Source organism: Acinetobacter sp. ANC 5054, from assembly GCF_002135295.1.
Lineage (GTDB): Bacteria > Pseudomonadota > Gammaproteobacteria > Pseudomonadales > Moraxellaceae > Acinetobacter.
The window spans coordinates 31,152-57,436 of record NZ_NEGG01000012.1 but is presented as its reverse complement, the minus strand read 5'-3'; the positions used below and the strand labels follow the sequence as shown (position 1 = coordinate 57,436).

Annotated in this window: 29 protein-coding genes; 21 read left to right on the top strand and 8 right to left on the bottom strand. The window is 41.1% G+C overall.

Going from position 1 to position 26,285, the window contains the following annotated elements:
• Positions 1–6: 6 nt before the first annotated feature.
• The 3 genes from B9T33_RS12530 (at position 7) to der (ending at position 3,432) form a co-directional block, all read left to right on the top strand.
• Positions 7–705, top strand: a complete 699-nt coding sequence (locus B9T33_RS12530; protein ID WP_086179241.1) for a YfgM family protein — start codon at positions 7–9, stop codon at positions 703–705.
• A complete protein-coding gene (bamB, locus tag B9T33_RS12525; protein ID WP_086179240.1) occupies positions 702–1,847 on the top strand; it encodes an outer membrane protein assembly factor BamB in 1,146 nt (381 codons plus the stop codon). The genes B9T33_RS12530 and bamB overlap by 4 nt, the downstream gene beginning before the upstream one ends.
• 175 nt (positions 1,848–2,022) lie before the next feature.
• Positions 2,023–3,432 (top strand): ribosome biogenesis GTPase Der, encoded by a 1,410-nt coding sequence (gene der / locus B9T33_RS12520; protein ID WP_086179239.1) that lies wholly within the window; start codon positions 2,023–2,025, stop codon positions 3,430–3,432.
• A gap of 67 nt (positions 3,433–3,499) precedes the next feature.
• Here the strand turns inward: der and B9T33_RS12515 are convergent, their stop codons facing one another.
• On the bottom strand, positions 3,500–4,069 hold the full coding sequence (locus B9T33_RS12515; protein WP_171263639.1) for a hypothetical protein: 570 nt from the start codon (positions 4,067–4,069) through the stop codon (positions 3,500–3,502).
• 241 nt (positions 4,070–4,310) lie between these two features.
• On the opposite strand from B9T33_RS12515, the gene B9T33_RS12510 reads away from it, so the two are divergent.
• On the top strand, positions 4,311–4,958 hold the full coding sequence (locus B9T33_RS12510) for a 4'-phosphopantetheinyl transferase family protein (RefSeq protein WP_086179238.1): 648 nt from the start codon (positions 4,311–4,313) through the stop codon (positions 4,956–4,958).
• Between the two features lie 116 nt (positions 4,959–5,074).
• Here the strand turns inward: B9T33_RS12510 and B9T33_RS12505 are convergent, their stop codons facing one another.
• Positions 5,075–5,494, bottom strand: a complete 420-nt coding sequence (locus B9T33_RS12505) for a hypothetical protein (protein ID WP_086179237.1) — start codon at positions 5,492–5,494, stop codon at positions 5,075–5,077.
• 165 nt (positions 5,495–5,659) lie between these two features.
• Complete coding sequence (locus tag B9T33_RS12500; protein ID WP_086179236.1) at positions 5,660–6,436, bottom strand: SDR family oxidoreductase; 777 nt, start codon at positions 6,434–6,436, stop codon at positions 5,660–5,662.
• 98 nt (positions 6,437–6,534) lie between these two features.
• Here B9T33_RS12500 and mazG point away from each other — a divergent pair, with 98 nt between their 5' ends.
• The 9 genes from mazG (at position 6,535) to yjgA (ending at position 13,202) form a co-directional block, all read left to right on the top strand.
• On the top strand, positions 6,535–7,329 hold the full coding sequence (mazG, locus tag B9T33_RS12495) for a nucleoside triphosphate pyrophosphohydrolase (RefSeq protein ID WP_086179303.1): 795 nt from the start codon (positions 6,535–6,537) through the stop codon (positions 7,327–7,329).
• Positions 7,307–7,735, top strand: a complete 429-nt coding sequence (locus B9T33_RS12490; RefSeq protein ID WP_086179235.1) for a ComEA family DNA-binding protein — start codon at positions 7,307–7,309, stop codon at positions 7,733–7,735. Before mazG ends, B9T33_RS12490 begins: the two co-directional genes overlap by 23 nt.
• A gap of 134 nt (positions 7,736–7,869) precedes the next feature.
• Positions 7,870–9,336 (top strand): polynucleotide adenylyltransferase PcnB, encoded by a 1,467-nt coding sequence (gene pcnB, locus B9T33_RS12485; RefSeq protein ID WP_086179234.1) that lies wholly within the window; start codon positions 7,870–7,872, stop codon positions 9,334–9,336.
• Positions 9,333–9,818, top strand: coding sequence for a 2-amino-4-hydroxy-6-hydroxymethyldihydropteridine diphosphokinase (gene folK, locus B9T33_RS12480; protein WP_086179233.1), 486 nt, complete (start codon positions 9,333–9,335; stop codon positions 9,816–9,818). The genes pcnB and folK overlap by 4 nt, the downstream gene beginning before the upstream one ends.
• A 45-nt stretch (positions 9,819–9,863) precedes the next feature.
• Positions 9,864–10,673, top strand: coding sequence for a 3-methyl-2-oxobutanoate hydroxymethyltransferase (gene panB, locus B9T33_RS12475; RefSeq protein ID WP_086179232.1), 810 nt, complete (start codon positions 9,864–9,866; stop codon positions 10,671–10,673).
• A gap of 3 nt (positions 10,674–10,676) precedes the next feature.
• Entirely contained in the window at positions 10,677–11,525 is an 849-nt protein-coding gene (gene panC, locus B9T33_RS12470; RefSeq protein ID WP_086179231.1) for a pantoate--beta-alanine ligase, read from the top strand.
• Between the two features lie 23 nt (positions 11,526–11,548).
• Positions 11,549–12,400 (top strand): RNase adapter RapZ, encoded by an 852-nt coding sequence (gene rapZ, locus B9T33_RS12465; protein WP_086179230.1) that lies wholly within the window; start codon positions 11,549–11,551, stop codon positions 12,398–12,400.
• Positions 12,397–12,666: an HPr family phosphocarrier protein gene (locus B9T33_RS12460; protein WP_067763492.1), complete on the top strand. Its 270-nt coding sequence runs from the start codon at positions 12,397–12,399 to the stop codon at positions 12,664–12,666. Before rapZ ends, B9T33_RS12460 begins: the two co-directional genes overlap by 4 nt.
• A gap of 2 nt (positions 12,667–12,668) precedes the next feature.
• Positions 12,669–13,202, top strand: a complete 534-nt coding sequence (gene yjgA / locus B9T33_RS12455) for a ribosome biogenesis factor YjgA (protein ID WP_086179229.1) — start codon at positions 12,669–12,671, stop codon at positions 13,200–13,202.
• Between the two features lie 104 nt (positions 13,203–13,306).
• On the opposite strand, the gene B9T33_RS12450 is transcribed toward yjgA, so the two are convergent.
• Positions 13,307–14,947 (bottom strand): acyl-CoA synthetase, encoded by a 1,641-nt coding sequence (locus B9T33_RS12450; protein ID WP_086179228.1) that lies wholly within the window; start codon positions 14,945–14,947, stop codon positions 13,307–13,309.
• A 606-nt stretch (positions 14,948–15,553) separates the two neighbouring features.
• On the opposite strand from B9T33_RS12450, the gene B9T33_RS12445 reads away from it, so the two are divergent.
• The 4 genes from B9T33_RS12445 (at position 15,554) to infC (ending at position 20,921) form a co-directional block, all read left to right on the top strand.
• The gene (locus tag B9T33_RS12445; protein WP_086179302.1) at positions 15,554–16,831 is read left to right on the top strand and encodes a D-arabinono-1,4-lactone oxidase; all 1,278 of its coding nucleotides are present in this window, start codon (positions 15,554–15,556) and stop codon (positions 16,829–16,831) included.
• Between the two features lie 75 nt (positions 16,832–16,906).
• Entirely contained in the window at positions 16,907–18,061 is a 1,155-nt protein-coding gene (locus tag B9T33_RS12440) for an alanine racemase (protein WP_086179227.1), read from the top strand.
• A 380-nt stretch (positions 18,062–18,441) separates the two neighbouring features.
• On the top strand, positions 18,442–20,364 hold the full coding sequence (thrS, locus tag B9T33_RS12435; protein WP_086179226.1) for a threonine--tRNA ligase: 1,923 nt from the start codon (positions 18,442–18,444) through the stop codon (positions 20,362–20,364).
• A 5-nt stretch (positions 20,365–20,369) separates the two neighbouring features.
• Positions 20,370–20,921, top strand: a complete 552-nt coding sequence (infC, locus tag B9T33_RS12430; RefSeq protein ID WP_086179225.1) for a translation initiation factor IF-3 — start codon at positions 20,370–20,372, stop codon at positions 20,919–20,921.
• Positions 20,922–20,980: 59 nt separating this feature from the next.
• On the opposite strand, the gene B9T33_RS12425 is transcribed toward infC, so the two are convergent.
• Positions 20,981–21,376 (bottom strand): hypothetical protein, encoded by a 396-nt coding sequence (locus B9T33_RS12425; protein WP_086179224.1) that lies wholly within the window; start codon positions 21,374–21,376, stop codon positions 20,981–20,983.
• Between the two features lie 358 nt (positions 21,377–21,734).
• Between B9T33_RS12425 and B9T33_RS12420 the strand changes: the two genes are divergently transcribed.
• Complete coding sequence (locus B9T33_RS12420; RefSeq protein WP_086179223.1) at positions 21,735–22,352, top strand: glutathione S-transferase N-terminal domain-containing protein; 618 nt, start codon at positions 21,735–21,737, stop codon at positions 22,350–22,352.
• Positions 22,353–22,385: 33 nt separating this feature from the next.
• Here B9T33_RS12420 and B9T33_RS12415 read toward each other — a convergent pair whose 3' ends face one another.
• On the bottom strand, positions 22,386–22,763 hold the full coding sequence (locus B9T33_RS12415; protein ID WP_171263637.1) for a TonB family protein: 378 nt from the start codon (positions 22,761–22,763) through the stop codon (positions 22,386–22,388).
• A gap of 222 nt (positions 22,764–22,985) precedes the next feature.
• Here B9T33_RS12415 and B9T33_RS12410 point away from each other — a divergent pair, with 222 nt between their 5' ends.
• Positions 22,986–23,270 carry a hypothetical protein gene (locus tag B9T33_RS12410; RefSeq protein WP_086179221.1) on the top strand — a complete coding sequence of 95 codons (285 nt, stop codon included), beginning with the start codon at positions 22,986–22,988 and terminating at the stop codon, positions 23,268–23,270.
• Positions 23,271–23,282: 12 nt separating this feature from the next.
• A complete protein-coding gene (locus B9T33_RS12405; RefSeq protein WP_086179220.1) occupies positions 23,283–23,711 on the top strand; it encodes a YqaA family protein in 429 nt (142 codons plus the stop codon).
• A gap of 54 nt (positions 23,712–23,765) precedes the next feature.
• Here the strand turns inward: B9T33_RS12405 and B9T33_RS12400 are convergent, their stop codons facing one another.
• Positions 23,766–24,500, bottom strand: coding sequence for a TonB family protein (locus tag B9T33_RS12400; RefSeq protein WP_086179219.1), 735 nt, complete (start codon positions 24,498–24,500; stop codon positions 23,766–23,768).
• Between the two features lie 104 nt (positions 24,501–24,604).
• Positions 24,605–25,858 carry an MFS transporter gene (locus B9T33_RS12395; protein ID WP_086179218.1) on the bottom strand — a complete coding sequence of 418 codons (1,254 nt, stop codon included), beginning with the start codon at positions 25,856–25,858 and terminating at the stop codon, positions 24,605–24,607.
• Positions 25,859–26,082: 224 nt separating this feature from the next.
• Between B9T33_RS12395 and rpmI the strand changes: the two genes are divergently transcribed.
• Entirely contained in the window at positions 26,083–26,277 is a 195-nt protein-coding gene (gene rpmI, locus B9T33_RS12390; RefSeq protein ID WP_065994397.1) for a 50S ribosomal protein L35, read from the top strand.
• The last annotated feature ends 8 nt before the right edge of the window (positions 26,278–26,285 follow it).

Below are 26,285 nucleotides of genomic sequence, written 5' to 3'. Positions count from 1 at the left end.
AGTTTCATGAGCGCATTGAGTGATGAAGAACAACTTGATAATTTAAAATCGTTTGCTAGAAAATATGGCTCTGCCATTGTTAGCGGCATTTTAATTGCGTTAATTGCCTTTTTCGGATGGGAATACTGGCAGAAGAAAACTTTGGCTGAATCTCAAATGGAAACAGCCAAAGTTCAGCAATTAATGGACGATGCGCAGATGGCAACAGGTGATGCTTTCACGCAACTTTCTGCAACCGCAGATAAAATCATGAAAGAAGCACCAGATTCTGCGCAAGCCATTCAAACTCAATTGCTTATGGCAAAATTGGCTTATGATAAAGCGGATTATGCAAGTGCAGAAAAAGCGTTAAAGCGTGTTGAAAATTCAAAAGTTGATGATGCGGGCTTAGTACAATTGGTTAAACTACGTTTAGCTTATGCACAATTGGCGCAGAAGAAATTTGATGATGCGTTAAAATCATTAGATGCTGTGAAAGAGCCTGCATTTAAAGCAACAGCAGATGAAGCACGTGGTGACGTCTATGTTGCAAAAAATGATACTGAAAATGCGAAAAAAGCCTATCAAAGTGCATGGGATGCCTTGGTTGAGCGACAAGAAGAACGTCAAATTTTACAAATTAAACTCGAAAGTGTAGGCGTTTTAGTTGATGATCCTGAAATTGAACGTCCAATTATAGATACACAAGTGGAAGCAACTGAATGAATAGAAAATACAAAATTACCTGTGCGCTGACAGTTTTAACACTTGCTTTGACTGGTTGTGCCAGCAAAGGGAAAGTAGAAAAAGTAAAACCAAACCCACTTCCTAAATTGTCACAGGCAAAATCATTAGCGCCTGTTTTTTCAAGCAGTGTTGCTTCTACTGATGATGCAGATCCATTGCGTTTACGTATGGATGTAGATAACGGTGTGATTTTCACCGTAAATCCAAATGGTGAAGTTCAAGCCTTCAATGGTAAAAACCGTTTATGGCAAAAGAAAGTATCTAAACAAGGTCTAAGTGCTGGTGTTGAAGCTGCAGACGGCATCGTTGTTGTCGGTAACGCTAAAGGTCAGTTATTTGCTTTAGACCAAGCAACAGGTGAACAGAAGTGGGTTGCACAATTATCAGGTGCGCTACTTTCTCCATCGCTGATTCAAGCAGGTCGTGTAATCTCTGTCAGTAATGATGGCACGGTATATGCGAACGATGTGGCGACAGGTCAACAAACGTGGACCTATAATTTACCGAATGTACAATTTAGCCTACGTGGTATGGCTGCGCCTGTAGCATTAGATGCACGTAATGTTCTCATTGCATCTTCAAATGCGTATATCTATGTGATTGATGCATTGAGTGGTATTCCGAAAATGCAACGTCGTGTTGCGGTGTCAGACGGTCGTTCAGATGTACAGCGTCTGATTGATATTGATGGCGAACCGACTGTTGCAGGTCAATTCTTAATTACCACAAGTTACCAAGGTCAAGTAACTGCACTTGATTTAGCCAGCCAACAAGTGATTTGGAGCAACGATGCGAGCAGCATCCAACGCCCTGAAGTTGTGGGTAATGGTGTATTTGTTGCACAAACAGATGGTAAAATCGTGGCTTATGAAATTACCACTGGTCAAACGCTTTGGGAAAATGATCAATTACTCAATCGTAATTTGAGTAATCCTGTAATGCTTGGTCAAGACCTTGTGGTAGGTGATTTGGATGGTGTATTACACCTGATTAATCCAGCGACAGGTGAAATCGTGGGTCGTTCTAAAACCAGTGGTGAAGTTCGCTCATTGCGCGTTATTGACAATCAACTTTATGTGTCAACTCGCAAGGGTGCATTAAGCATTTGGCAGAATCGTTAATTTTTCTGCGGCTTATGTTAAAATAAGCCAAACCGTATTCTTGAACGCGGGGGATTGAACAATCAATGCCCCGTGTTTTTTATTTATTTTAGGCATTTATCCTAATTCCATTCTTCCTAAGCTTTCTGATGTTCAGACCAGACCTAACTGGCTGATCTGGAATAAAGGTTAATCTATGAAACCCGTAATTGCGCTCATTGGTCGTCCGAACGTCGGAAAATCAACGTTATTTAACCAGATTACCAAGAGCCGTGATGCTCTCGTTGCTGATTTTGCCGGTCTGACTCGTGACCGTAAATATGGTGATGCGACCTATCAAAATAAATCCTTCATTGTTGTTGATACTGGTGGTATCGGCGAAACTGAAGGTGGTATTGATTCATACATGGCAGAGCAATCTAAAACCGCCATTCATGAAGCTGATATTATTGTATTTGTAGTTGATGCTCGTGCAGGTCTGTTGGCATCTGATGAACAAATTGCACGTGACTTACGTACTTTGGGCAAAAAGGTTTACCTTGTTGCGAACAAAGTTGATGGTGTACATGCAGAAGCGGCACTGGTTGAGTTCTTTAAACTGGGTATGGGTGAGCCACTTCAAGTTGCAGCAAGTCATGGTCGTGGCGTACAGCAAATGCTTGAAGATGTACTTCAAGATGTGCCTGAAGACGAAAACCCAGAATTACACGACCGCGATACAGGCTTACGTTTAGCGATTATTGGTCGTCCAAACGTGGGTAAATCGACACTGGTAAACCGCCTTTTAGGTGAAGAACGTGTGGTGGCATTTGACCAACCGGGTACAACCCGTGATTCGGTTTATATTCCATTCGAGCGTGATGGTCGTAAATACACCTTGATCGATACAGCAGGTGTACGTCGTAAGGGTAAAGTAGATGAAATGATTGAGAAATTCTCAATTGTGAAAACGCTACAAGCCATGAAAGACGCACATGTCGTGGTGATTGTGGTTGATGCCCGTGATGGTATTGTTGAGCAAGATTTACACTTAATTGGTTACGCACTGGAAGCAGGTCGTGCCATGGTGATTGCGATCAATAAATGGGACAACATGTCTGATTACGATCGTAAGCAATGTAAGCTTGATGTCGACCGTCGTTTTGACTTTATTCCTTGGGCAAAAATTCACTTAATTTCAGCATTGCATGGTACAGGTGTAGGTGATCTTTACCCATCTATTCACCGTGCCTATGACTCTTCACATTTGAAAGTGTCTCCAGCCAAAATTACTCAAATTTTGAGTGATGCAACAGATGCGCACCAACCGCCAATGGTACAAGGTCGTCGTATCAAAATGCGTTATGCGCACATGGGCGGACAAAATCCACCGACAATTGTGATTCACGGTAACAAAGTCGATAAAACCCCAGCGGATTATCGTCGTTACCTCGAAAATGTATTCCGTAAAGTGTACAAACTTGAAGGTACACCAGTAAGAATTGAATTTAAAACGTCAGAAAATCCATTTGAAGGACGTAAGTCACAAATTGATGAACGTACTGCGGCACGTAAACGTCGTTATGTTCAGAAATTTAAGAAAGCAGAGAAGAAATTTAAACGCTAAGTTTTAATTCTCTATTTAAAAAGCCCATCTTATGATGGGCTTTTTTATTGCCGAAATGTGTCAAAGTTTAGATTTTACATTTTTTAGAGCTTTGATAAATTTTAATATTATCAATATTGGCTTGAGCAACTTCAGCGGCTTGTTGCGCACTTGCTGCATTGGTTTGGTTATTTTTGGTGCCTGCAAAAGCGTTAGCCACTTGTCCCATGCGTCCAGCCGTTTCGGATTGTCCAGCAAATGCTGAAAGGGCATTCCCTGCCAAACCAGCCCATTTTGACATTTGGTTATTTTGTTGAGTTGTCGCTTGCGCAGCAGCAGCGTTTGATGCTTCAAGCGTGCGCTCAAAGGTTTTACGTTCAACGGCGAGGTCTGTGCAGTCTAAGGTTTTTAAATAACTTGTGCTATATACACTATTGTTGGTTGTACTTACAGGATTGGCATTTGTTGCATAAGCGCGGTCTGCTTGAGCAACGGCATACGCAGCTTCTTCACGACTTTGATTCATGCGTGCTTCAGCTTGGTCCATGATCGCACCGTTTTTTGCACCCATGACAGCAACGGCAGCATCCAGTAAGCCAGCTTGTGAACTCAGTGGAAGTAGAGTCATTGTACAAACAAGTAGTGTCTTTTTAAGCATTAATAATCCCCTATAAAGTTTTAGCTAATAATAATATTTAGAGTATTTTATCTAAAATATTAATATTTAAAATAAATATTTGATAATTAATTAAATATTAAAAAATTTAAACACAGAGAGATGATTTTTAATTTAAATTTAATAGAGGCTTCTTGCTACGTGCAGACAAATCTCAAATCACAGTGTAGTAAACTAAAGTTGCAATCAGTCGATATCTTAAAATGTGGGGAGTTGTCCAATCATGGCAAAAATACAACTTGAATGGACGGCATTAGCTCAAATTATTCCTGAATTATCCGAGAATTTAAGCCGTACTCAACAGGTTGCAGAAAAAAAAGCGCTGATCTATCAATTCCGTAATCAGCTTATTGGACAGCAGTTAAATACGGATATACACAATTCAGATTTTGCCAAAACTGAATATGGTAAGCCCTACTTAAGTGCTTATCCAAATTTTCATTTTAATCATAGTCATAGCCAGCAACATTATGTACTCGCTAGCAGCCAGAAAATTGCCCATTTAGGTGTGGATATTGAAGACTTAACACGTAAAGTGCGTTTTGAATCATTGGCATTACATGCCTTTCATCCTGAAGAATTAACAAAGTGGGAGCAGGAAAGTCAGGATCCAGCGTATTGGTTCAAGGTGTGGACCACCAAAGAAGCGGTATTAAAAGCATCGGGTTTGGGCATTCGTTTAGATTTAAAAGAATTAAATACACAGTGCATGGCAGATCAAAATGGCGGGATGTGTACGCATCCGAAATTGGGTGTATTCGCCTACCAAAATATTCAGTTGCCGCATGTGATGTTGACTGTGGCTTGGCAGAGTGAACAGTCTTGTAAAGGATTTAACTTTCCTCAAATTGAGTTAAAGCAATATGCGTGATGAGGCTCAATGTGTGTGGACGGGACAAAGCGGAACGAATTATTTTGTTTTTAACAAAAAAACCTTGCTCTGGCTGAACAAGGTTTTTTTTGAATCAGATCTAAATCAAATTTAGATTAGATTTTGCATTTTTTAGAACCTTGGTAGATACCAATGTTGTCAATGTTTGCTTGAGCAGCAGATTTGTTTGCTTGTTGAACTTCTAGGTTGCTTGCGTCAGAAGTATCTTGCTCACCAGCTAGGCTGTTTGCGATGTTGCTTGCACGAGCCGCTTTTTCAGAGTTACCACCAAAAGCAGCTAGAGCGCCACCCGCTAAACCAGCGAATTTGCTTAAAGATTTTCCTGGTGCTTGAGCAGAAGCTTGGATGTTTGCAAGGTTTTTATCAGCAGTTTCAAGTGAACGCTTAGCATTCGCTTTTTCTACTGCAAGTGTTGCGCAGTCCATAGCTTTTAATTCTGAAGTTGCGAATTGAGTTGTAGCAAAAGCAGAAATAGAGATTGTTGTAGCAGTTGCAAGAACAAGTAATTTTTTCATGAATAACTTCACTTTTATTGTTAGAAAATAAAAAGCTCAAATGTAGTGAGCGGGTGAATATTATGCAAAAAAACGTATCTTGTCCTGCTAAAATGTGACAATTGTGTAAAGTTGTGTAAATTAAGTACAATTATTATTGCATTATTATGTGAAATGTAAATTTCTCTACTTCGGTTTTTGTGCAATCAGAATGTTACTTAAGCGATTGATAAACTGTGGACTGAGTTTGGATAAGTTAAATAAAAATTTGGCTTTGAAACCGACAGGGGTATGGGTTGGCAGCCATGGTTGATCTTTGAGTTTGGCTAATTCATAAATTTGCTGTGCAACATCTTCAGGTTTCAGGTTTACCCCCATTTTTTTAATACTCTGTGCATCCATATCCTTGACCATGGCGGTTTGCACAAATAAAGGCATGACATCGAGCACTCGAATGCCATATTTTTGCCATTCAATATCTAGGCTTTCTGTAAAACCACGAACGGCAAATTTGGACGTGGAATAAGTTGCCAGATCGGCTTGCCCATAAATTGCAGATGCAGAAGATAAATTGATGACACGGGCAAAATTAGCTTGCTTTAATAAGGGAAGCGCTGCATAGCAGCCATTGATGACGCCTTTAATATTGATATCAATAGTACGATGGTGCGAGCTTAAGTCGGTATTTTCAAAAGGGCCTGAATATAAAATTCCTGCATTATTTACCAAGATATTTAATTGCCCCGCCCATGTAGAAAATTCCTGCAAAGCCTGTTGCCATTGTGCTGGATCGGTGACATCCAAAAGCCCAGCTTTGGCATTTTTCCCAAGCTCGGTGGCCAATTGCTCGACTTGTGCCAGATTAATGTCGTATAGCCCGACCTTGTAGCCATGCTGAATGAATAATCGTGCAATCGCTGCACCAATCCCCTGAGCTGCACCGCTGATAAAAATACTTTGCATGTTATGCTTCTCCTTCTTTTTTATGCTCAATCCATGAGTCTTTTGAGCATAGCAAACTATTTCATTGAATCAATGTACTGATGAGTAAAGGTGTCTACATGGAACAATTATTGGCGGTTATGCAAGAACTTCGCAGCAAATGTCCATGGGATCAAAAGCAAACACCACAAAGCTTAACTCGCTATGCCATTGAAGAGGCTTACGAGGTAGAAGCCGCAGTGCGTTCAGGCAATACCGATGATGTACGAGATGAATTAGGTGATTTGCTGTTACAAGTGGTGTTTCAGTCGCAAATGTATAGTGAGATAGGTGCATTTGATTTTGATGATGTTGTACAAGCCATTACCAATAAATTGATACGTCGTCATCCGCATGTTTTTCAATCAGAACAATTTTCAGCAATGAATGCAGAGGATGTCGCGGCTTTATGGCAGCAGATAAAACAACAAGAAAAACAAGGCAAACCACAGTCTAGACTTGCAGAGATTAAACATGCGCCCGCTTTAGCTCAAGCAGATGAAATTCAGAAAAATGTGGCGAAAATAGGTTTTGATTTCCCAGATGTAGAAGGGGCTTATGGCAAATTAGAAGAAGAATTAGCCGAATTTCGTGAAGCAGTGGCAGGGGAAAATTCCGACGAAATGCTCGATGAATTTGGTGATTGTTTGTTTTCTCTGGTGAATGTTGGTCGTAAGATAGGCATATCGAGTGAGATGGCATTGCTAAGTACCATTCACAAATTTAGAAGCCGTTTTGCTTATATTGAGCAACAGGCAGATTTACAACAAAAACAATTAGAAGACTTGTCTTTGGCTGAGATGGATCAGCTTTGGGATCAAGCCAAACTACAATTAAAACAACAGGCAACTCATGAACAACCTCCTCAAAAATAGCTGTGTTTCAGCCTTTAGTATTTTTCTTTGCTTGGTCATTCTGCAACCTAGTTATGCAGAAAGCCCCTCAGGTTATGCTGAATGGAAAGCGATGCAGCAAGCGCAAGATCAGCAATTGAAAAAGCCTAAAGAAGCAGCTAAGCCAAGTACACAAGGGACAAATCATCCAAATTATTATTTATCGCGTCCGAGTACAGGTGCAGCCAGCGTTCAAGATCGGGTGAATTTAAATACGGCAACAGCAGAGCAATTACAAACATTGAGTGGTATAGGACAGAAAAAAGCTGAAGCAATCGTGGCGTATCGGCAAAAAAATGGCCGTTTTAAAAGTATAGATGATATTCAATTGGTGAAAGGCGTTGGCCCTGCATTGTTTGCAAAAAATAAAGCCAAATTGTCACTCTAGGTCAACGCAAGTCGCTCGAAATAGCTTAAGCTCGAACTTAGCATCGGGAGAATCAAATTGCCCTTTGATTGTGTTAGAGATATCATTAGCGACATCTTAAGAATTTTACGTACACACGTAGGAGACTGCGTCTTTTGCAAACTTTGCGCGCGTCCAAATGCGGTTTATCAACCGCACAATTACCTTCTTCCATTTTAGATGTGATTGATGCCTTAACCAAGGCAGGCTATGAAGCTTATATCGTGGGTGGCGGTGTCCGTGACCTCATGTTAGGTCATGCACCTAAAGATTTTGATGCCGTAACTAATGCGACACCAGCTCAGGTGAAAGAAGTTTTCGGACGACGTTGCCGTATCATCGGTCGTCGTTTTGAGCTTGCTCATGTCTATTCTGGACGTGAGCTGATCGAAGTTGCAACATTCCGTGCTCCGCCGAAAAAAGCAGTGACTTCAGCCGCAGGCATGATTTTACGTGATAACAATTGGGGAACGATTGAGCAAGACTTTGCTCGTCGTGACTTTTCAATTAATGCCATGTATTACCAACCACGCAAAGGCGAAGTGCTTGATTTTTGCCATGCTGTGGATGATATTAAACATAAAACTTTACGTTTGTTGGGTGACCCGCAACTTCGTTTTGAAGAAGATCCAGTGCGGATGCTACGTACATTACGTTTTGCAGCCAAATTGAACTTTAATATTGATGAAAAAATTCTGGATGTATTTACACCCGAATTAACCCTGTTGCTTCGTGATGTTTCACCGCACCGTCTATACGATGAATCTCAAAAGTTATTTACCATGGGGCATCTCAATCGCGTTCTTCCTATGCTGATTGATTTTGGTATTTGGCATCAATTATTTGCAGATATCAAACCTGAGGTAACGCCATTCATAGAACTGGCTGCGAAGAATACCGATCAGCGCATTTCAATTGGTAAAACGATTAACCCAGCATTTTTCTATGCGGTATTACTGTGGATTCCATTCCAAGAGCGGTGTAGTTTCTATTTAAATAAAGGCATGGTTGCTGCCGAAGCACGTGCTCAAGCGGGTCTGGATGTACTGAAACGTCAAGCTACGCGAACCATTATTCCGCGTTTTGCTGAAACGTTTATTCGTGAAGTTTGGGAAATGCAAACCCGTTTGTTAAATCCAAAACCGCAACAAATTGAAGCTTTGTCTGGGCATGCACGCTTCCGTGCAGGTTTTGACTTCTTGTTGCTACGTGAAAAATCGGGCGATACCACGACTCAAGGCATGGGCTTGTGGTGGGAAGAATATCAGCATATGAGCACGGATGAAAAAGAACGTGCCATCAGCCAATATAATCGCCAACGTGCTAAAGGTCGTCGTAAGGCAGCTCACGATGATGCTGAAGTTAAAGTTTCAGCAGCTCAACAAGTGGATATTGAGCCATTGGTGAATGAGCCTGAATCTCGTGGTCGTCGTCAACGTAAGCCGAAGAACCATTCCGCAGCTCCAACAGTTTCGATTGTTGCAGCATCGGCACGCGGTGAGATTGGATCAGATCATCCAATTTTAAAACGTAAACGTGTGAAACGTGATTTGACTCAGGTTGTTTTTGGGCCGACACAATGACAGTCACATATATCGGTTTGGGTAGTAATTTAGGTGATTCTCAGCAGATTCTGACTGAGGCTGTGCATAAGTTGGCGAGTTTAGGTGCAATTCAAGTATCTAAGCTGTACCAAAGCCCACCGATGGGGCCGCAAGATCAGCCGAATTATTTAAATGCCGCTGTGCAATTGATCACGGATCTTGCACCTTTGGCATTGTTGGATGAATTACAGCGCTTTGAACAAGAGTCGGGTCGAGTACGTTTACGTCATTGGGGCGAACGGACACTCGATTTAGATTTATTGATTTATGGTGATGAACAAATTCAAAATGAGCGTTTAACTGTGCCGCATGTGGGGGTGTTAGAACGTGATTTTGTGCTTAGACCCTTATTAGATTTAGATGAAAACCTTTATATCAAAGGACAACAATTAAAAGATTTACCAATTCTGCAAAATCCAGATTTAACGGTTTTGGACGCAGCTAATTGGGCAAATCTTTAGTTTTGCATGACCACTTGAGAAAGCCGTCATCAGAGGAATATTGAAATGATTAGTCTAAGTGACTTAAAGAAATTTAAAGCGGAAGGCCGCAAATTTTCTTGCCTAACGAGCTACGATGCAAGTATGGCGAAAGCAATGGAAGTTGCTGAAGTTGATACGATTCTGATTGGTGATTCATTGGGGATGACCATTCAAGGTCATGACTCTACTTTACCTGTAACGGTTGAAGATATGGCTTACCATACTGCGGCGGTGCGTCGTGGTAATAAGCATGCGTTTATTTTGACTGATTTGCCATTTATGAGCTATGCCACTTTGAATGATGCCTTGATTCATTCAAAAACGGTGATGCAAGCCGGTGCGCAAATGGTCAAACTTGAAGGTGGGGCATGGTTAGCGGAAACGGTAGAAGTCTTGACACGTAACGGTATTCCGGTCTGTGTCCATTTAGGTCTTACACCGCAATCAGTGCATGTGTTTGGTGGCTATAAAGTACAAGCCCGCACCCGTGCTGCAGCAGATCAGTTGATTGCGGACTGTCAAGCGGTGGTAGATGCTGGGGCAGCAGTACTTCTGCTTGAATGTGTGCCTGCTCAAGTGGGCAAGGAAATCAGTGAGCTGTTCCCAAATACCCCAGTCATAGGTATTGGTGCAGGTGCAGAAACGGATGGACAAGTGCTGGTGGTTCAAGACATGTTGGGTCTAAATTTCAGCCACGTTGCTAAATTTGTCCGTAATTTTATGAAAGAACAAGCAGGGGAGACGGCGATCGTTGATGCGTTTAAAGCGTATCATGCCGCAGTACTTAACGGTTCATTTCCTGCTATAGAACATACTTTCCAGATTGAGTTGTAATACATGAAAACTGAAACTACGATCCAAGGCTTAAGCGCATCGCTTAATCCAGCACGTACAGCACGCAAAATTATTGGTTTTGTGCCGACCATGGGGAATTTGCATGAAGGCCATCTTAATTTAGTCCGTGAAGCACGTAAAATCTGCGATGTGGTGGTCGTCAGTATTTTTGTCAATCCAATTCAATTTGGCCCAAACGAAGACTTTGATAATTACCCACGTACGTTGGAAAATGATCAACATTTATTGGCTGAAGTCGGTTGTGACATCGTATTTGCGCCAACTGTAGAGCAAATGTATGGCAATAAGCCACGTTTGACGAATATTTCAGTGGGTGAGATCACCAACGATTTATGCGGTCTACAACGCCCAGGACATTTTGATGGTGTGGCTGTGGTGGTGACCAAATTATTTAATATTGTGCAACCGAACTACGCTTTCTTTGGTCAAAAAGATTATCAACAGTTAGCAGTGATTCGTCAGTTTGTGCGTGATTTGAATATTCCACTAGAAGTGATTGGTGTGCCAATTACCCGTGCGGAAGATGGTCTGGCATTGAGTTCGCGTAATGGCTATTTAAGTGCAGAAAATCGTGCCATTGCACCGACCATTTATAAGACATTGCAAGCTGCTGAAGCAGAACTGCATGCAGGCACAAAACTGGCAGATGTGTTAGCGAATATTAACGCAACATTGACAGCAGCAGGTTTTGTTGTGGACTATGTAGAAGTTCGCACAACTGAGTTGCAAAAGGTTGAAGAATTTGATCAAGATGTCGTATTGTTTGTTGCAGCAAAATTGGGTGCAACACGTCTAATTGATAATTTGCAGGTTAAATATACTGCGGTTTAAAACGGTAATGGGGTAGCATTGCGATGAAACGCATTTTAATTGTTACAGGACAATCTGGATCAGGAAAGTCATCTGCTTTGCAGATACTTGAAGATTTGGGATATTACTGTATTGATAATTTGCCACTAGCATTATTACCCGAAATTGTTGAAAAACTGGATTCAGAGAATAATCTTGAACAGTTAGCATTGGGTGTTGATGTTCGTAGCACTCGCGCTGATTTACAAGAATTTGATCTGGTCTTTCAGCAACTGCAGCGCTATGGCTCAGTCGATATTATTTATTTAACAACGCGTGATCAGGAATTGATTGCGCGTTTTAGTTCTTCACGTCGTCCCCATCCGCTGGCTAGCCGTTTCAAAAGTTTGAATGAGTGTATACAGGAAGAAAAATCTTTACTGTTGCCCATTCAAATGCGCTCTACGGTGCATATTGATACTACCGACAAGAGCGTGCATGATTTAAAGCATACTTTGTTGTCTCGATTGGGACAGGCAGATAATTTAATTCTGATTTTACAATCCTTTGGTTATAAACATGGGATTCCTCTCGATGCAGATTATGTTTTTGACGTTCGTCATTTACCCAATCCACATTGGGATATGGAACTACGTAAATATTCTGGGTTGGATGAGCCTGTTCGTGAGTTTTTACAACAAAGTGAGCAAACCAATGAAATGTTCCAAGATATTTATCATTTCTTGGATAAATGGCTGCCGGCATTTGCCGAAGGGCATCGTCATTACATGACGGTGTCGATCGGTTGTACAGGTGGACAACACCGTTCGGTATATATCGTTGATAGACTAAAAAAAGCCCTTGAGGCAAAATGGTCTATTCAGGTTCTACACAGAGAAATGAAGCACTGGTCATGATCGACACAACTGTTGATGTAATAAATAAACTGGGTTTACATGCGCGTGCATCTGGCAAGCTAATTGAAGTCACTACCAAATTTCGCTCGTCGATACAGATTGGTAAGGGTGGAAAATTAGTCGATGCCAAAAATATTATGTCTTTGCTGATGCTTGGTGCAGGCAAGGGCACAACTTTACGCTTAGTGATTGAAGGTGCAGATGAAGAAAAAGCTTTGTCTGAAATTCAAGCACTCTTTGCAGCAAAATTTTACGAGGCAGATTAAACGTGGCACGTCGACCGAACCGCTATACCGAAGAAGACTTTGAATCCTTAGAAGGACGTGCAAGTAAAACCGAGCAAAAAAAAGCCGTACAACGTATGGCTGCTTTAGGTGAAGAACTTGCAAAGCTGAATCCTAAACAGATTAAAAATCTTCCTGTGGAAGAGCGCCTGATCGAAGCACTACTTGATGCACAAACCATTACTTCACATGAAGCACGTCGTCGTCAGTTTCAGCGTGTGGGTAAATTACTACGCAATGAAGATGAAACCATGATTTTGTCTTATCTCACACCGCAACAAGGTGCGAAGAAAACTGCGCAGTTACAACGTTGGACGGAGCGTATGGTGGCTCAAGGTGAGCCCGTCATTAAAGAGTTCATGAAAGCGCATAATGCTGCTGAACATCATCCAATTCGTCAGCATGTCTTACGTATTCAGCGTGATATCGCAAAAAATGCGACACCTGAAGAGCTTGCTGCGTCAAAGTTGAAATTGTTTAACTATATTCAGCAAGTCGCATTGCTTTCAGATAATTAAGCATTTTGTATCATGTGATTGAATCATGCATAAATGAATTGATCCCAAGCAATAAAAAAAGCGACTTTAACAAGTCGCTTTTTTTATGATGAGTATGGGGTAAATTAACTAAATTCACCGACAGCACGTTCTTTCGCCCATTCACGTAGGACAAACTTCTGTAGTTTGCCTGTTGAGGTTTTTGGAATTTCAGTAATCACCACATCTTTCGGTACTTTAAAGCGTGCGAGATGCTGTTTACAGAATTCAATTAACTCTTCAGGGGTTGCTGTTTTACCAGTTTTGAGCTCGATAAATGCACACGGCACTTCTTGCCAACGCGGATCAGGTTTCGCGACCACTGCCGCAGTGAGTACCGCAGGGTGTTGATATAAAATTTCTTCAACTTCCAGTGAGGAAATGTTCTCGCCACCAGAAATAATCACGTCTTTAGAGCGATCCGTGATTTTGGCATAACCATCTGGCTGACACACAGCCAAATCACCAGTATGGAACCAACCACCAGCAAAGGCTTCAGCCGTCGCTTCAGGGTTTTTCAAATAACCCTTCATCACGATGTTGCCGCGGAACATGATTTCACCCATGGTCTGGCCATCATGCGGCACAGGTTGCATGGTTTCAGGGTCAATCACCTTCATACCATCTTGTAGTGGATATGGCACACCTTGACGTGAGTGCAACTGCGCTTGTTCTTGAATTGAAAGATCTGACCAACCTGCTTGCGATGCGCAAAGTGCAGAAGGACCATAAGTTTCAGTTAAGCCATACACATGGGTAACATTAATGCCGATATTACGCATGCCTTCAATGATTGCAGCAGGCGGCGCAGCACCAGCCACCATCACTTCGACACGGTGATCAATCTGAACTTTTTTCTCTTCAGGGGTGTTGATCAGCATCGACAGTACAATTGGTGCACCACAGAAGTAATCAACTTTATGTTCTGCAATCAGTTTAAAAATCAGTTCAGGGTCTATTTTACGCAAACAAATATTGGTGCCGCCATTCGCTGCGATAGTCCATGCAAAGCACCAACCATTACAATGGAATAGTGGCAGTGTCCACAAGTAGTTTGCACGTGGTTTCATACCACAAGCAATGATGTTACTGGCTGCATTGATATACGCACCGCGGTGATGATACACCACGCCTTTCGGGTTACCTGTTGTGCCCGAGGTATAGCTTAAACTAATCGCATCCCATTCATCTTGTGGTAGATGCCATTCAAAATTGGCATCACCTTGAGCCAACCAATCTTCAAATTCAATCTGTCCAATCGACGTTGCTGTACCTTCAAACTCGGCATCTGCAACATCAATAACATAAATCTCTTGATCAATTAAAGCCAAAGCTTCGGTTGCGACTTGAGTAAATTCAGGATCGACCAACAGGACTTTGGTTTCAGCATGCTCTAGCATGAAGGCAATCGTTTTTGCATCAAGGCGTGTATTTAAGGTATTGAGTACTGCACCTGCCATTGGAACAGCAAAATGGGCTTCCACCATGGCAGGTACGTTTGGTAAAAGTACCGAAACCGTGTCATTTTTACCAATGCCCAATTGTTGTAATTGGTGGGCAAATTGGCGGCAGCGATTATAGGTTTGGCGCCATGAAATATGACGATTACCATGGATAATGGCATCCTGATCTGGATAAATATATGCTGCACGCTCTAAATAACGCAGAGGTGAAAGTGCAACAAAATTCGCCGGTGTCCGTGGCAATTCATCGTATGCGCTAACCATAGTGGTACTCCAATTCCATGTATATTTGTTTTTAAAACCTTGTTCAACAATAATTCAGTCAGGCTATATTCTGCATTTATGCTTTAGTCGAGTATTTATACTAAAAATGTAAGATATTGAAAATTAAATAAATAAAAACAACATTTTTCGATAAATTGAACCCAAGGGTTCTATAAATTGATTTTTTAACTTAAATAAATTAGCTGAAAATTAGCCAATGATCGAGTGTTTTTTATCCATATTTGTGAAGAGTATTTGTAGTTTTTAACGAGACTCTAATCCATTATCTATAAATGTATTGCTTCGGTCGGTTATTGTTCAAAACATCCAATCTACACTGAATTTTTATTTTAAATCGCTGTTTTATAGAATACTTTTTTAACTCAATATGGATTTGAGTCCCTGAACGGATTGAGATAATCTAAAGGAAATACTAGTAGCATGTTTTAGGATAAATAAAAGCATGTGCTGAAAAATAAGCTGATAAAAGCAGTCAATACAATAAAAATGATGTTTGCAGGGACGAACATGACAGATCAACTGATAGAGCGTTCTAATGCGACGCATCCAAAATCTACACAGCTCAATTCGGTGCATCCACAGTCGATGTATCCGCAAAAATCCGAATGGAAAAACTGGTCAGGTTCGCAGCAGTCGACACCGCAATTTGAACAGCCGAACAGTTTGGATCGGTTGATTGGCTTGGTGAAGTCCCATGACAAAATTCGCATTGCAGGTGCTAGTCATTCTTTTAGTCCTTTGGTGAAAACTAACGATCTTTTACTGAGTTTGGATCATTTAAAAGGGATCACCGACATCGACGCTGAGCAGTGTCAAAGCACCATACACGCGGGAACGCGTTTATTTGAATTGGGAGATAAACTCGCAGCGTTTGATCAAGCTCTGATTAATCAGGGAGACATTGACCAACAAAGTCTGGCAGGCGCGATTGCAACAGGTACACATGGCACAGGCTTAGAGCTGTCATGTTTATCTGCTTTAGTGCAAGGCTTTGAATTGCTTAGCGCGCAAGGAGAAATCATCTCTTGTGATGCTGAGCAAAATGCTGAGATTTTTCAGGCAGGGCGGGTCGCACTCGGTAGTTTGGGCATCTTGACGCAAATCAAATTGCAAAATCGACCAAGGTACAAACTCAAAGAACATACGCGTTTATGTGCCTTGAGTGAGGTCATGCAAAATATGCAGCAATGGCAATATCAGCATCGACATATTGAGTTTTGGGCTTTTAGTCATGCCCAGCAAGTGATTTTAAAAACCTTGGATGAAACCGATGACCCATTTATCAGCCGTCCGAAAGAATGGCCAGATGAAGATCTGATCTTAAATTTTTGTGTGGAGTTGGTGCGCTTATGTCCTGCGTTGAATCCATGGTTACAAAAGTTATTGGGTGTGTTCGTTAAGCCTGTAACGGTAGTGGATTGGTCAAGTCAGATTTTTCCATCGGCACGCAATACAAAATTCAATGAAATGGAATATCAGATTCCGTTGCAACACGGTATGGCATGTTTTGAAGAAGTGCTACATACGCTTAGGCGACATAAAGTGCCGATGTTTTTTCCCGTGGAATATCGACTGGTTCGTGGCGATGATATTTGGCTTAGTCCGTTTTATCAGCAAGACTCCGTGTCTTTATCCATCCACCAATTTTATAAGCAGGATTATCACGCGGTATTTGATCTGGTCGAACCGGTCTTACTGAAATATGGCGGTCGTCCACATTGGGGGAAATTACATAGTTTGAAGGAGGCACAGCTGCGCGAGTTGTATCCGAAATGGGAGGATTTTATGCGGATTCGTCAAGAGTTAGATCCAAAGCAGAAATGGCTCAATCCGTATTTGCAGCAGCTATTCTTAGAGCAATAAGATTAGAAATGTCTAGCTCTATTTATAAATAACGAATCGCCACAAATACTAAAAATTGGCGTTGGAGAAGTCGGTATGGATGCATATTTTCAGCACATGAATCAGGTTCTACGGCAGGTCGGAACTGGATTGCCGCAATTAATTGTGGATCTGCCTGCGCTTCAGCAAAATCTAGTTCGTGCACGACATATGCTGCCAGCCGAGTTAAAGCCACGCTTGGTGGTGAAATCTCTTGCTTGCATGGAGTTACTCAAGCTGTGTAGCACTGCCTTAAATACTCAACGATTAATGCTTTTTCATTTGCCACATCTGAACATTGTGCTAGATGAATTTCCTCAGGCGGATATTTTGTTTGGCAAACCAATGCCTATTCAAGCATTGCAAAGAATACCTATCTTGCAGTTAAAAAATTGCTCATCTCAAGTGCAATGGCTTATCGACAGTCACATTCGTTTGCAACAATATTTAGACTATGCGGTGCAGCATGAACTTTGCCTAAACATCAATATTGAAATTGATGTTGGGTTGCATCGTGGCGGAGTGAAAACTAACACTGAACTGGCTGAATTACTCAGCGTCATTCAGCAGCATCTAGCGCAGTTAAAATTATCAGGGCTGATGGGTTACGATGCCCATGTGTCAAAAATTCCATCCATGATCCAAGCCGCAGATAAAACTTATCAACAATCGCAGCAAAGTTATCAACAATTCAAAGATTTTATCCGTAATGATTATCCTGCCTTGTACCAAGACGATTTATGTTGGAATGGTGGAGGCAGCCCGAGTTTTACTTTTCATTGTCAGCAAAGTGTCTGCAATGACGTGTCTTTTGGCTCCATGTTACTTAAACCGCAAGATTTTGATTTGAACAGTTTGGCGCAATTTCAATCTGCGCTGTGGATTGCCACACCTATTTTAAAACTATTGCCGCAGCCGAGTTTGCCGCAATTGGAATGGTTGGATCGATGGTCAAAAGGCTATCAGGCTGCTTTTATTTATGGTGGTTATTGGCGTGCAGCGTATGTGTATCCCAAAGGCAGTAAACCGCATGTGCTCTATGGTCGCAGTAGTAATCAGGAAATGGTACAGATTCCCAGATCCGCAGAAATCCAAATTGATGATTATGTGTTTTTAAGACCCACGCAAAGTGAAAGCATTATTCCGCAATTCGCTCAACTCTATGCCTATGATCATCAGGAGCTAATGGGTTGGGAGAGTTTTAGAGAATAGAGAAAATCAGAGAATAGTGAGATCAACGTATTTCACTGTATAAAATGTACGCTTCCCATTATTCAGTTCAATCAAAGTCTTTGAGATGTGAAAGATTTATTTAAAATGTGAGTTTTTATCATTTTATCTTTGCATGGTCGATGCATAATAGAGCAGCTTTACAACACCATTATTTACCCCATTTTTTGGTTGAATCTCCCTAGTATTGGGTATATGTGCGGATTAAGCGGCATTAACGGTTTATTAAACGGGTCAAGACGTGTAAAATTTAGGTCGAATTTTATTTATCCACCGTTTTTATCTTTTGAGGGTTTCCCTCGATCATAATCTCGCGGTGACATGCTCCATTGTACGGGGCATCACTCCTTAAGGATTTTTTTATGCCAATTATCACTTTGCCAAATGGCGATCAAAAAGAATTTGATCATGCCGTGTCTGTGATGGAAGTTGCTCAAAGCATCGGTCCTGGTCTTGCAAAAAATACAGTTGCTGGTCGTGTTAACGATCGTTTAGTTGATGCGTCTGATTTAATTACAGCAGATGCAACAGTGCAAATCATCACGCCTAAAGATGAAGATGGTATTCACATCATTCGTCACTCTTGTGCGCACTTAGTGGGTCATGCCGTTAAGCAATTGTTCCCAGAAGCGAAGATGGTGATTGGTCCAGTCATTGAAGAAGGTTTCTACTATGACATCTGGATGCCGCGTCCATTTACTTTAGACGATATGGCTGCGATCGAAGAGCGTATGAAAAAGCTCATCGACCAAGATTATGATGTCATCAAAAAAATGACTCCACGTGACGAAGTGATCAAAGAGTTCACTGCGCGCGGCGAAGAATACAAATTGCGTCTGATCGAAGACATGCCTGAAGAAACTGAAATGGGCTTGTACTACCATCAAGACTACTTGGATATGTGCCGTGGTCCGCACGTACCAAACACTAAATTTTTAAAATCGTTCAAGCTAACAAAAATCTCTGGTGCTTACTGGCGCGGTGATGCGAAAAACGAACAGTTACAACGTATCTACGGTACAGCTTGGGCTGACAAAAAACAGCTTGCAGCTTATATCAAACGTATTGAAGAAGCAGAAAAACGCGATCACCGTAAAATCGGTAAAGCGCTTGATTTGTTTCATATGCAAGAAGAAGCACCGGGTATGGTGTTCTGGCATCCAAATGGCTGGACCATTTACCAAGTACTAGAACAGTATATGCGTAAAGTGCAACAAGCGAATGGCTACGAAGAAATTCGTACACCACAAGTGGTTGATTTCACGCTTTGGGAAAAATCAGGTCACGCTGCAAACTATGCAGACAACATGTTTACGACTCATTCCGAGAACCGTAACTATGCTGTAAAACCAATGAACTGCCCATGTCACGTGCAAGTATTTAACCAAGGTTTAAAATCTTACCGTGATCTTCCTGTTCGTTTGGCTGAGTTTGGTTCATGTCACCGTAACGAGCCATCAGGTTCTTTACACGGCATTATGCGTGTACGTGGCTTTACTCAAGATGATGCGCATATTTTCTGTACCAAAGAACAAATCGGTACTGAAGTTGCAGACTTTATTAAACTGACTTTAGATGTTTATAAAGACTTTGGCTTTGAAGAAGTTCAAATGAAATTGTCGACTCGCCCTGAAAAACGTGTGGGTGATGACAAACTTTGGGATATGGCAGAAAAATCTCTAGCAGATGCTTTAGATGCTGCTGGCTTAGAGTGGGAACTTCAACCGGGTGAAGGTGCGTTCTACGGTCCGAAAATTGAATTCTCATTAAAAGACTGTCTTGGTCGTGTATGGCAATGCGGTACAATCCAATGTGACTTCAACCTACCTGAGCGTTTAGATGCGTCTTATGTGACTGAAGATAACGACCGTGATCAGCCTGTGATGTTGCACCGTGCAATACTTGGCAGTTTCGAGCGTTTTATTGGTATACTAATTGAACACTATGCTGGTTTCATGCCACCTTGGTTGTCACCGATCCAAGCATGTGTAATGAATATTACTGATTCTCAAGCGGAAGCATGTGAGTCAGTCGTCGCTAAACTTAAAGAAAGCGGTATCCGCGCGATTTCAGACTTGAGAAATGAGAAAATCGGCTTTAAGATTCGTGAACGTACTTTAGAGCGTATTCCATACTTATTGGTTCTTGGTGACCGTGAAGTAGAGGAAGGTACTGTGAACGTCCGTACCCGCTCAGGAAAAAATTTGGGTACTATGTCAATCGATGCTTTCGTTGACCTAGTAAAAGCAGCCGTAGCCGAACGCGGCCGGTACATTGTGGAGTAACAGCGATTAAACAGCCTGACCGTAATCAACAGGGCGGTAACAAATCTAACCGTCCTGCCTTGAATGATGAAATTCGTGCAAAAGAAGTCCGTCTTGTAGACGAAAATGGCGAGCAAAAAGGTATTGTCAGCTTAGCTGAAGCAGTTCGTGCTGCTGAAGCGGTTGAGCTTGATCTTGTAGAGATCGTAGCGAATGCTGAGCCACCAGTCTGCAAAATCATGGACTTCAACAAGCATTTGTTTGATCTTAAGCAAAAGCAGAAAGAAGCGAAGAAAAAACAACATCAAGTACAGGTGAAAGAAATCAAGCTACGCCCTGGTACTGATGTAGGTGATTACAACGTAAAACTACGTGCAATTATCAAGTTCCTTGAAGAAGGCAACAAGGTAAAAATCACGCTTCGTTTCCGTGGTCGTGAAATGGCACACCAACAACTTGGTTTAGCTCAATTACAAAAAATTGAAGCTGATGTTGTTGAGTACGGTGTTGTTGAACAAACCCCGAAAATGGAAGGCCGTCAAATGGGTATGCTACTTGGTCCTAAAAAGAAAAAGTAAGCATCTCGTGATGAAAAAAGCTCTGCACATGCAGGGCTTTTTTATGCCTGAAATTTGAATTAGTCTGCTAAGCGTTGTTGGCTGGCTTCGACAATTGGAATATTGGCTTCGGTTGGGACATAAATAATTTGTTGAATGCGCCCATCACGGAGTGCTTCACCAAAAGCGCCGATAAACTCTTGCTTGCGATATTCGGGATATTCTTTGGCAGCTTGTCCAACCAGTTTAATTGCTTGTGCACGGAGCTTGGCACTTTCAAGCTCAGCTTTTGCGACTTGCACTTGAATCATTTTCGATTGTTCTGCCTCTGCTAACGCTGCTTGCCCATCCATACCTTGTTTCCACACTTTGTAGTGGGGCCAAGCAAACATAAACAATAAAATGAAAATTAAAGCAAAGAACAGTAGAACAAATAGACTCAACGGGTTGAGCGCGGGTTGCCGTATATAATTCATATTTAATCCTTTTAAATTTTTTTTTGAAATGAGTGGAATGAATAGGAGTATAGGGCAAAGTATTTAATCTGTATAAATAATCAGCGATAAATGTCTTTTAAAATATAGTGTTTGATTCAAATTGTTTATTTGAATATCTTGAATTTTAGTGACAAACAGCACAGCTTTAATTTTGCTATTTAGCTTTGCTTTCTAAATCTTGATATATGAGAATAAGCGAGCATCATTTAGAAAAAAATTTTAAAAGTCTGTACTAAATTTCATATTGGCTTAAGTTTTTTAGCTCGAAACCGTGTTATAAAATGCATATAAAATTTGATAATGTGAACAAAAACGAGAAATTTCATAGGAAATATATATGATTGATTTGTACTATTGGGGCACGCCCAATGGCCATAAAATTACCATTGCCCTTGAAGAAATGGGCTTGGAATATCAAATTTTCCCAATCAATATTTTGGAAAATGATCAATTTCAGCCAGATTTTTTAAGAATATCGCCAAATAATAAGATTCCTGCCATTGTTGATCAAAATGGACCACGTGGAGAATCGATTTCGGTGTTCGAGTCAGGCGCGATTTTGCAGTATCTCGGTCGAAAAACAGGGCTGTACTACCCTGAAGATGAATTTGAACGTGTGGAAGTTGAACAATGGTTGATGTGGCAAATGGGTGGCTTTGGTCCAATGCTTGGACAAAATCATCATTTTAGTCGCTTTGCACCAGAGCGTATTCCATACGCGACGGAGCGTTATGTGAATGAAACCAAGCGTCTATATAAAGTACTCAATCACCAGTTGATTGGACAAAAATATGTGGCAGGTGAATATTCCATTGCGGATATGGCAATTTTACCGTGGGTTTTGCGTCATGAATGGCAGCAAATTCAGTTAGAAGATTATCCTTATGTGAAAGAATATGTAGAACGACTCACGGCTCGGCCCGCAGTGCAAAAAGCATTAGCGATTCAGGTTTAAAAAAAGAGCATGGAAACATGCTCTTTTTTTACGTTAAGGAATCAACAGCAGTTTTTTCCATAACGGTTTTTCTTTGGTTTCAGGCTGTGTAATAAATTCAAATGGTTGTAAGACAACAAATGGCTGTGCTACACCATTTTCTAGGTAAGGTTTGAATTTAGATCGTAAAATTGAACTCTTAACTTTTTCATCAAATGTGTTCGAGCCTGAGCTTTCAACCAAGTCGACCTGTTTAATTTCACCAGCTTCAGAGACATATAGTCGATACACAGCTTTACGATTTTGATGACCTAAGTCATCGTTGGAAAAGTTTAAATGTGGGCGACTTAACCACTGAATTTGTCCATAGGGTACTGCTACAGGCTCATTTGCTGTTATTGGGTTTTCAGCAAATGCAGTAGGAGAACTCATCAGTGCACAGAGCAAGCTCGCACAGATAATTTTTTTCATCATATTTAATAAGAAATTTTTATTCGTTGCTGGCAGATTAGTGCAGATGTGTTGGGAAGTAAAGTCAGGTTTAACATCTGATTTTATACATTATCCATCATTCAGGAACTGTCTATGCACTGTGATAGAATGCTGCTCATCCGTATAAACGGATCTTCAATTACCGCGTTGGATCTAAACATCATGAAAGCATTTTTTCTTAATTTCACTCGTATAGTTGAAAATAATCCACGTATTTATTGGAGTATTATTTTTGGTCTGGCGGCGTGTTTAATGCTATTTGTGGCGGAAATTGTTCATGTACAAAATCTCCTTGCTGAATTGCATACCAAAGATCAAAACTTGATGCGCACAATGATTGAGCCTCTGAGTTCAAAATATAAATGGTCACGTGTGTTTGCTATTATCGTTGCATTGGCATGGTCGTCTTTCGAATATTTAAAATCTAAGAAACAACTTGGGTTATAAGCCACTTTATCTATGTGGTCATTGTTTGGGCTATTGGTTGCTGCTTTTGGCGGGGCAACTTTATTGCCGCTACAGTCCGAAGCAGTTTTAATGGGTCTACTCAACTACGGTCAGCATACGGCATTTACATTGATTCTATTCGCGAGTGTGGGCAATGTGCTTGGTTCATGCGTGAATTGGTGGCTAGGTTTAAAAATAGAACATTATAAAAATAAGTCTTGGTTTCCTGTTTCTGAACAGAAAATGCAGCAGGCACAAGGTATTTATCAAAAATATGGTTATTGGTCTTTGTTGCTAAGCTGGACGCCAATTATTGGTGACCCCATTACGTTGATCGCAGGCTTAATGAAAGAAAAATTTTGGCGATTTTTATTGATTGTGGGCCTTGCTAAAGTAGGGCGTTATCTTTGTGTTTATTTGATTTTTTTAGGTTTGTTTTAAGCTAAAAATAGGGAGCTGAGTAACTCAGTCCCTATCATTTTTGATTTTAAATGCTTATTTGCAAGCATTCTGCTTAAATTGAATTTCATCATTGAAGCTTGCTTTCTTATATAGCCACAAAGTACTTGCTGTGCGCTTCACAGAAATTTTGCTGGCAGAAAGAGCTTGAACGACTTTCTGATCGAGCGCATAGATACCTGAGCCCTGTTTAATTTTTACTTTTTTAATTTGACCATGCTTGTCTGCCTTAAAGCTAAATTTAACTTTACGATCATGTTGTTTTAATTCAGGACTACTGAGGTCGAGTTCAGGCTGTGCGACATATTTAAAAGGTGTCTTTTTCTGATGGCTTTGTGCATTCCAGACTTTTGAATCGAACGCATAATCACATTCAGGTGAGTTGCCTTTGACCCGCAAATTAAAAGCTTGATAGCCAATAATCGCTTGAGTTTCGCCATTTTCTATATGTGGTTTTACTTCTGCTTTTTTAACGGCAGAAATTAAAATTCGGTCAAGTTGTTCGATGCCTGTACTTTCTTCCACACTGGCATCAGTAACTTTACCTTTGGCATTTGCGCTCACACGAATAATTGCAGCGCGGTCCCGTTGTTTTAAATCTTCATTGGCATAGATTGGTTTTGGAAATACAGACCAATTCAAACGTGTCGTTAAGTGGGCAGGAGCGACTTCAATGTTCTGTGCAGGGAGTTGGTGGATTTTTGTTGATGCGCTAAATGTAGTAGTGAAGGGAACGCAGGCCAAAAGGGTTAAGCACAGGATTTGTTTCATAAGTCTATTCTTGCATCACGTCGTAGAGTGATATTGAGTCGATATTGCTGCGCAGTATTTCCTGTATTGAAAATACTGGCAAGGTGTAAATGAAAAATATTCTCTTATTTTTTCGACTGGTGAGTAATGTCCACACCAAATAAATCACGCGTTTTCGCCCAACTGATTGCTACTACAGCCATTGTCATACAGCCACCAAATAAAGTGGCCATAATTGTGCCCATGTATTTCGCTGCAAGTCCAGATTCAAAAGCCCCAAGTTCATTACTGCTAGAAACGAACATGCCGTTCACCGCAGCAACACGACCACGCATATTTTCAGGTGGATAAAGTTGCAAAATGGTTTGACGAACCACCACAGACACGCTGTCACATGCCCCAGTCATGGCAAGTGCGAAAAGTGAAAGCCACATATGGTTGGAAAAAGCGAACAAAATGGTAAAAAGACCAAAGCCTGCAACGGCAAGCAACATATTACGCCATGCATGATGTGTCGGTGGAAACTTGGTGAGTGCAATCATCGTCAGCAATGCACCAATGGATGGTGCTGCACGTAAATAACCTAAACCTTCGGGACCGACTTTCAAAATATCTTCAGCGAAAATAGGCAGTAGGGCAATCACGCCACCAAATAGTACAGAGACTAAGTCGAGTGAAATTGCCCACAAGACAATTTTCGTTTTCCAAATAAAACGGAAACCTTCGCTCAAACTGTCTTTTAAATTATCGGATTCTATTTTTGGAAACGTTCGTTTGCTTAATAGATTAATCAACACGAAACAAATGCTAAGTAGGCCAGCAACAGTTAATAAACTGGTTTCACGACCTAAAAATGCCAGCATAAAACCACCAAGCATTGGCCCAATAATCACACCACTTTGCCAACCAATCGTGGTCCACGTTGCGCCATTAGCATATAAGTCGCGGGGAATCAAAAAAGGTTTGAGTGAAGTAGCTGAAGGATTGTAGAAACCACGAATCGTTCCTAAACCAAAAATCACGGCATAAATGCCCCAAGATAGTTGGCTGATGGAGATATTTTCCAGTCCATAATTATGGAAAAGCCCCCATAAAATGAGTGGCATTGGGATAGAGAAAAATAAACAAATTTTCATAATGGTCTGTTTATTAAAGCGATCAGCAAAATAGCCGCCCCATAAAGACAATGAAATAAATGGAATCGCTTCTGCTAAACCAATCAGACCTAGGGTTAGAGGGTCTTTGGTGATTTGATATAGTGAATAAGCGACGATAATTTCCTGAATCAAAATTGCGAGGGTGAGGCAAAATTGGTTGACAGTCACAATCGAGAAATCCCGATAACGAAGGGCTGCAAAAGCATCCTGTGCAGGTTTCATAATGAACAGTTTTAGTTTGAAGTGCGGTCATTATATAAGCCTTATTCGGCATAGCTTATAAAATCATCGAAAAACCTATATCAGAAAATTGATTAAGATCGATATTCAGTAGAAAGATTCGCTTTTGTTTTGAGCAGAGATGCTTTAGAATGTTCGCTCCCTTACCTGCAGGGCGTCTTTGCAATGGTGCAGACGTGCCGAACAGGTGTTCAAAAGAGGTTATTATGCCTAAGATGAAAACTCGCCGTGGTGCAGCTAAACGCTTCAAGCCAACTGCAAACGGTTTTAAACGTCACCAAGCGTTCAAACGACACATTTTGACCAAAAAATCTGCTAAGCGTATCCGTCAATTACGCGGCTGTGTAATGGTTCACGTAAGTGACGTTGCTTCAGTTCGCCGTATGTGCCCATACATCTAAGGAGATTT

What these genes read in the sequence shown, in the direction of transcription:
- B9T33_RS12445 (WP_086179302.1), top strand. Translation starts at nt 15,554, where the DNA reads ATGTATCCGCAAAAATCCGAATGGAAAAACTGGTCAGGTTCGCAGCAG.
- mazG (WP_086179303.1), top strand. Translation starts at nt 6,535, where the DNA reads ATGGAACAATTATTGGCGGTTATGCAAGAACTTCGCAGCAAATGTCCA.
- B9T33_RS12500 (WP_086179236.1), bottom strand. Translation starts at nt 6,436, where the DNA reads ATGCAAAGTATTTTTATCAGCGGTGCAGCTCAGGGGATTGGTGCAGCG.
- B9T33_RS12450 (WP_086179228.1), bottom strand. Translation starts at nt 14,947, where the DNA reads ATGGTTAGCGCATACGATGAATTGCCACGGACACCGGCGAATTTTGTT.
- B9T33_RS12515 (WP_171263639.1), bottom strand. Translation starts at nt 4,069, where the DNA reads ATGCTTAAAAAGACACTACTTGTTTGTACAATGACTCTACTTCCACTG.
- B9T33_RS12410 (WP_086179221.1), top strand. Translation starts at nt 22,986, where the DNA reads ATGAAAGCATTTTTTCTTAATTTCACTCGTATAGTTGAAAATAATCCA.
- rpmI (WP_065994397.1), top strand. Translation starts at nt 26,083, where the DNA reads ATGCCTAAGATGAAAACTCGCCGTGGTGCAGCTAAACGCTTCAAGCCA.
- B9T33_RS12395 (WP_086179218.1), bottom strand. Translation starts at nt 25,858, where the DNA reads ATGAAACCTGCACAGGATGCTTTTGCAGCCCTTCGTTATCGGGATTTC.
- panC (WP_086179231.1), top strand. Translation starts at nt 10,677, where the DNA reads ATGAAAACTGAAACTACGATCCAAGGCTTAAGCGCATCGCTTAATCCA.
- folK (WP_086179233.1), top strand. Translation starts at nt 9,333, where the DNA reads ATGACAGTCACATATATCGGTTTGGGTAGTAATTTAGGTGATTCTCAG.
- B9T33_RS12460 (WP_067763492.1), top strand. Translation starts at nt 12,397, where the DNA reads ATGATCGACACAACTGTTGATGTAATAAATAAACTGGGTTTACATGCG.
- bamB (WP_086179240.1), top strand. Translation starts at nt 702, where the DNA reads ATGAATAGAAAATACAAAATTACCTGTGCGCTGACAGTTTTAACACTT.
- B9T33_RS12505 (WP_086179237.1), bottom strand. Translation starts at nt 5,494, where the DNA reads ATGAAAAAATTACTTGTTCTTGCAACTGCTACAACAATCTCTATTTCT.
- B9T33_RS12530 (WP_086179241.1), top strand. Translation starts at nt 7, where the DNA reads ATGAGCGCATTGAGTGATGAAGAACAACTTGATAATTTAAAATCGTTT.
- thrS (WP_086179226.1), top strand. Translation starts at nt 18,442, where the DNA reads ATGCCAATTATCACTTTGCCAAATGGCGATCAAAAAGAATTTGATCAT.
- B9T33_RS12420 (WP_086179223.1), top strand. Translation starts at nt 21,735, where the DNA reads ATGATTGATTTGTACTATTGGGGCACGCCCAATGGCCATAAAATTACC.
- panB (WP_086179232.1), top strand. Translation starts at nt 9,864, where the DNA reads ATGATTAGTCTAAGTGACTTAAAGAAATTTAAAGCGGAAGGCCGCAAA.
- B9T33_RS12405 (WP_086179220.1), top strand. Translation starts at nt 23,283, where the DNA reads ATGTGGTCATTGTTTGGGCTATTGGTTGCTGCTTTTGGCGGGGCAACT.
- rapZ (WP_086179230.1), top strand. Translation starts at nt 11,549, where the DNA reads ATGAAACGCATTTTAATTGTTACAGGACAATCTGGATCAGGAAAGTCA.
- B9T33_RS12425 (WP_086179224.1), bottom strand. Translation starts at nt 21,376, where the DNA reads ATGAATTATATACGGCAACCCGCGCTCAACCCGTTGAGTCTATTTGTT.
- der (WP_086179239.1), top strand. Translation starts at nt 2,023, where the DNA reads ATGAAACCCGTAATTGCGCTCATTGGTCGTCCGAACGTCGGAAAATCA.
- B9T33_RS12415 (WP_171263637.1), bottom strand. Translation starts at nt 22,763, where the DNA reads ATGAGTTCTCCTACTGCATTTGCTGAAAACCCAATAACAGCAAATGAG.
- B9T33_RS12510 (WP_086179238.1), top strand. Translation starts at nt 4,311, where the DNA reads ATGGCAAAAATACAACTTGAATGGACGGCATTAGCTCAAATTATTCCT.
- B9T33_RS12400 (WP_086179219.1), bottom strand. Translation starts at nt 24,500, where the DNA reads ATGAAACAAATCCTGTGCTTAACCCTTTTGGCCTGCGTTCCCTTCACT.
- B9T33_RS12490 (WP_086179235.1), top strand. Translation starts at nt 7,307, where the DNA reads ATGAACAACCTCCTCAAAAATAGCTGTGTTTCAGCCTTTAGTATTTTT.
- B9T33_RS12440 (WP_086179227.1), top strand. Translation starts at nt 16,907, where the DNA reads ATGGATGCATATTTTCAGCACATGAATCAGGTTCTACGGCAGGTCGGA.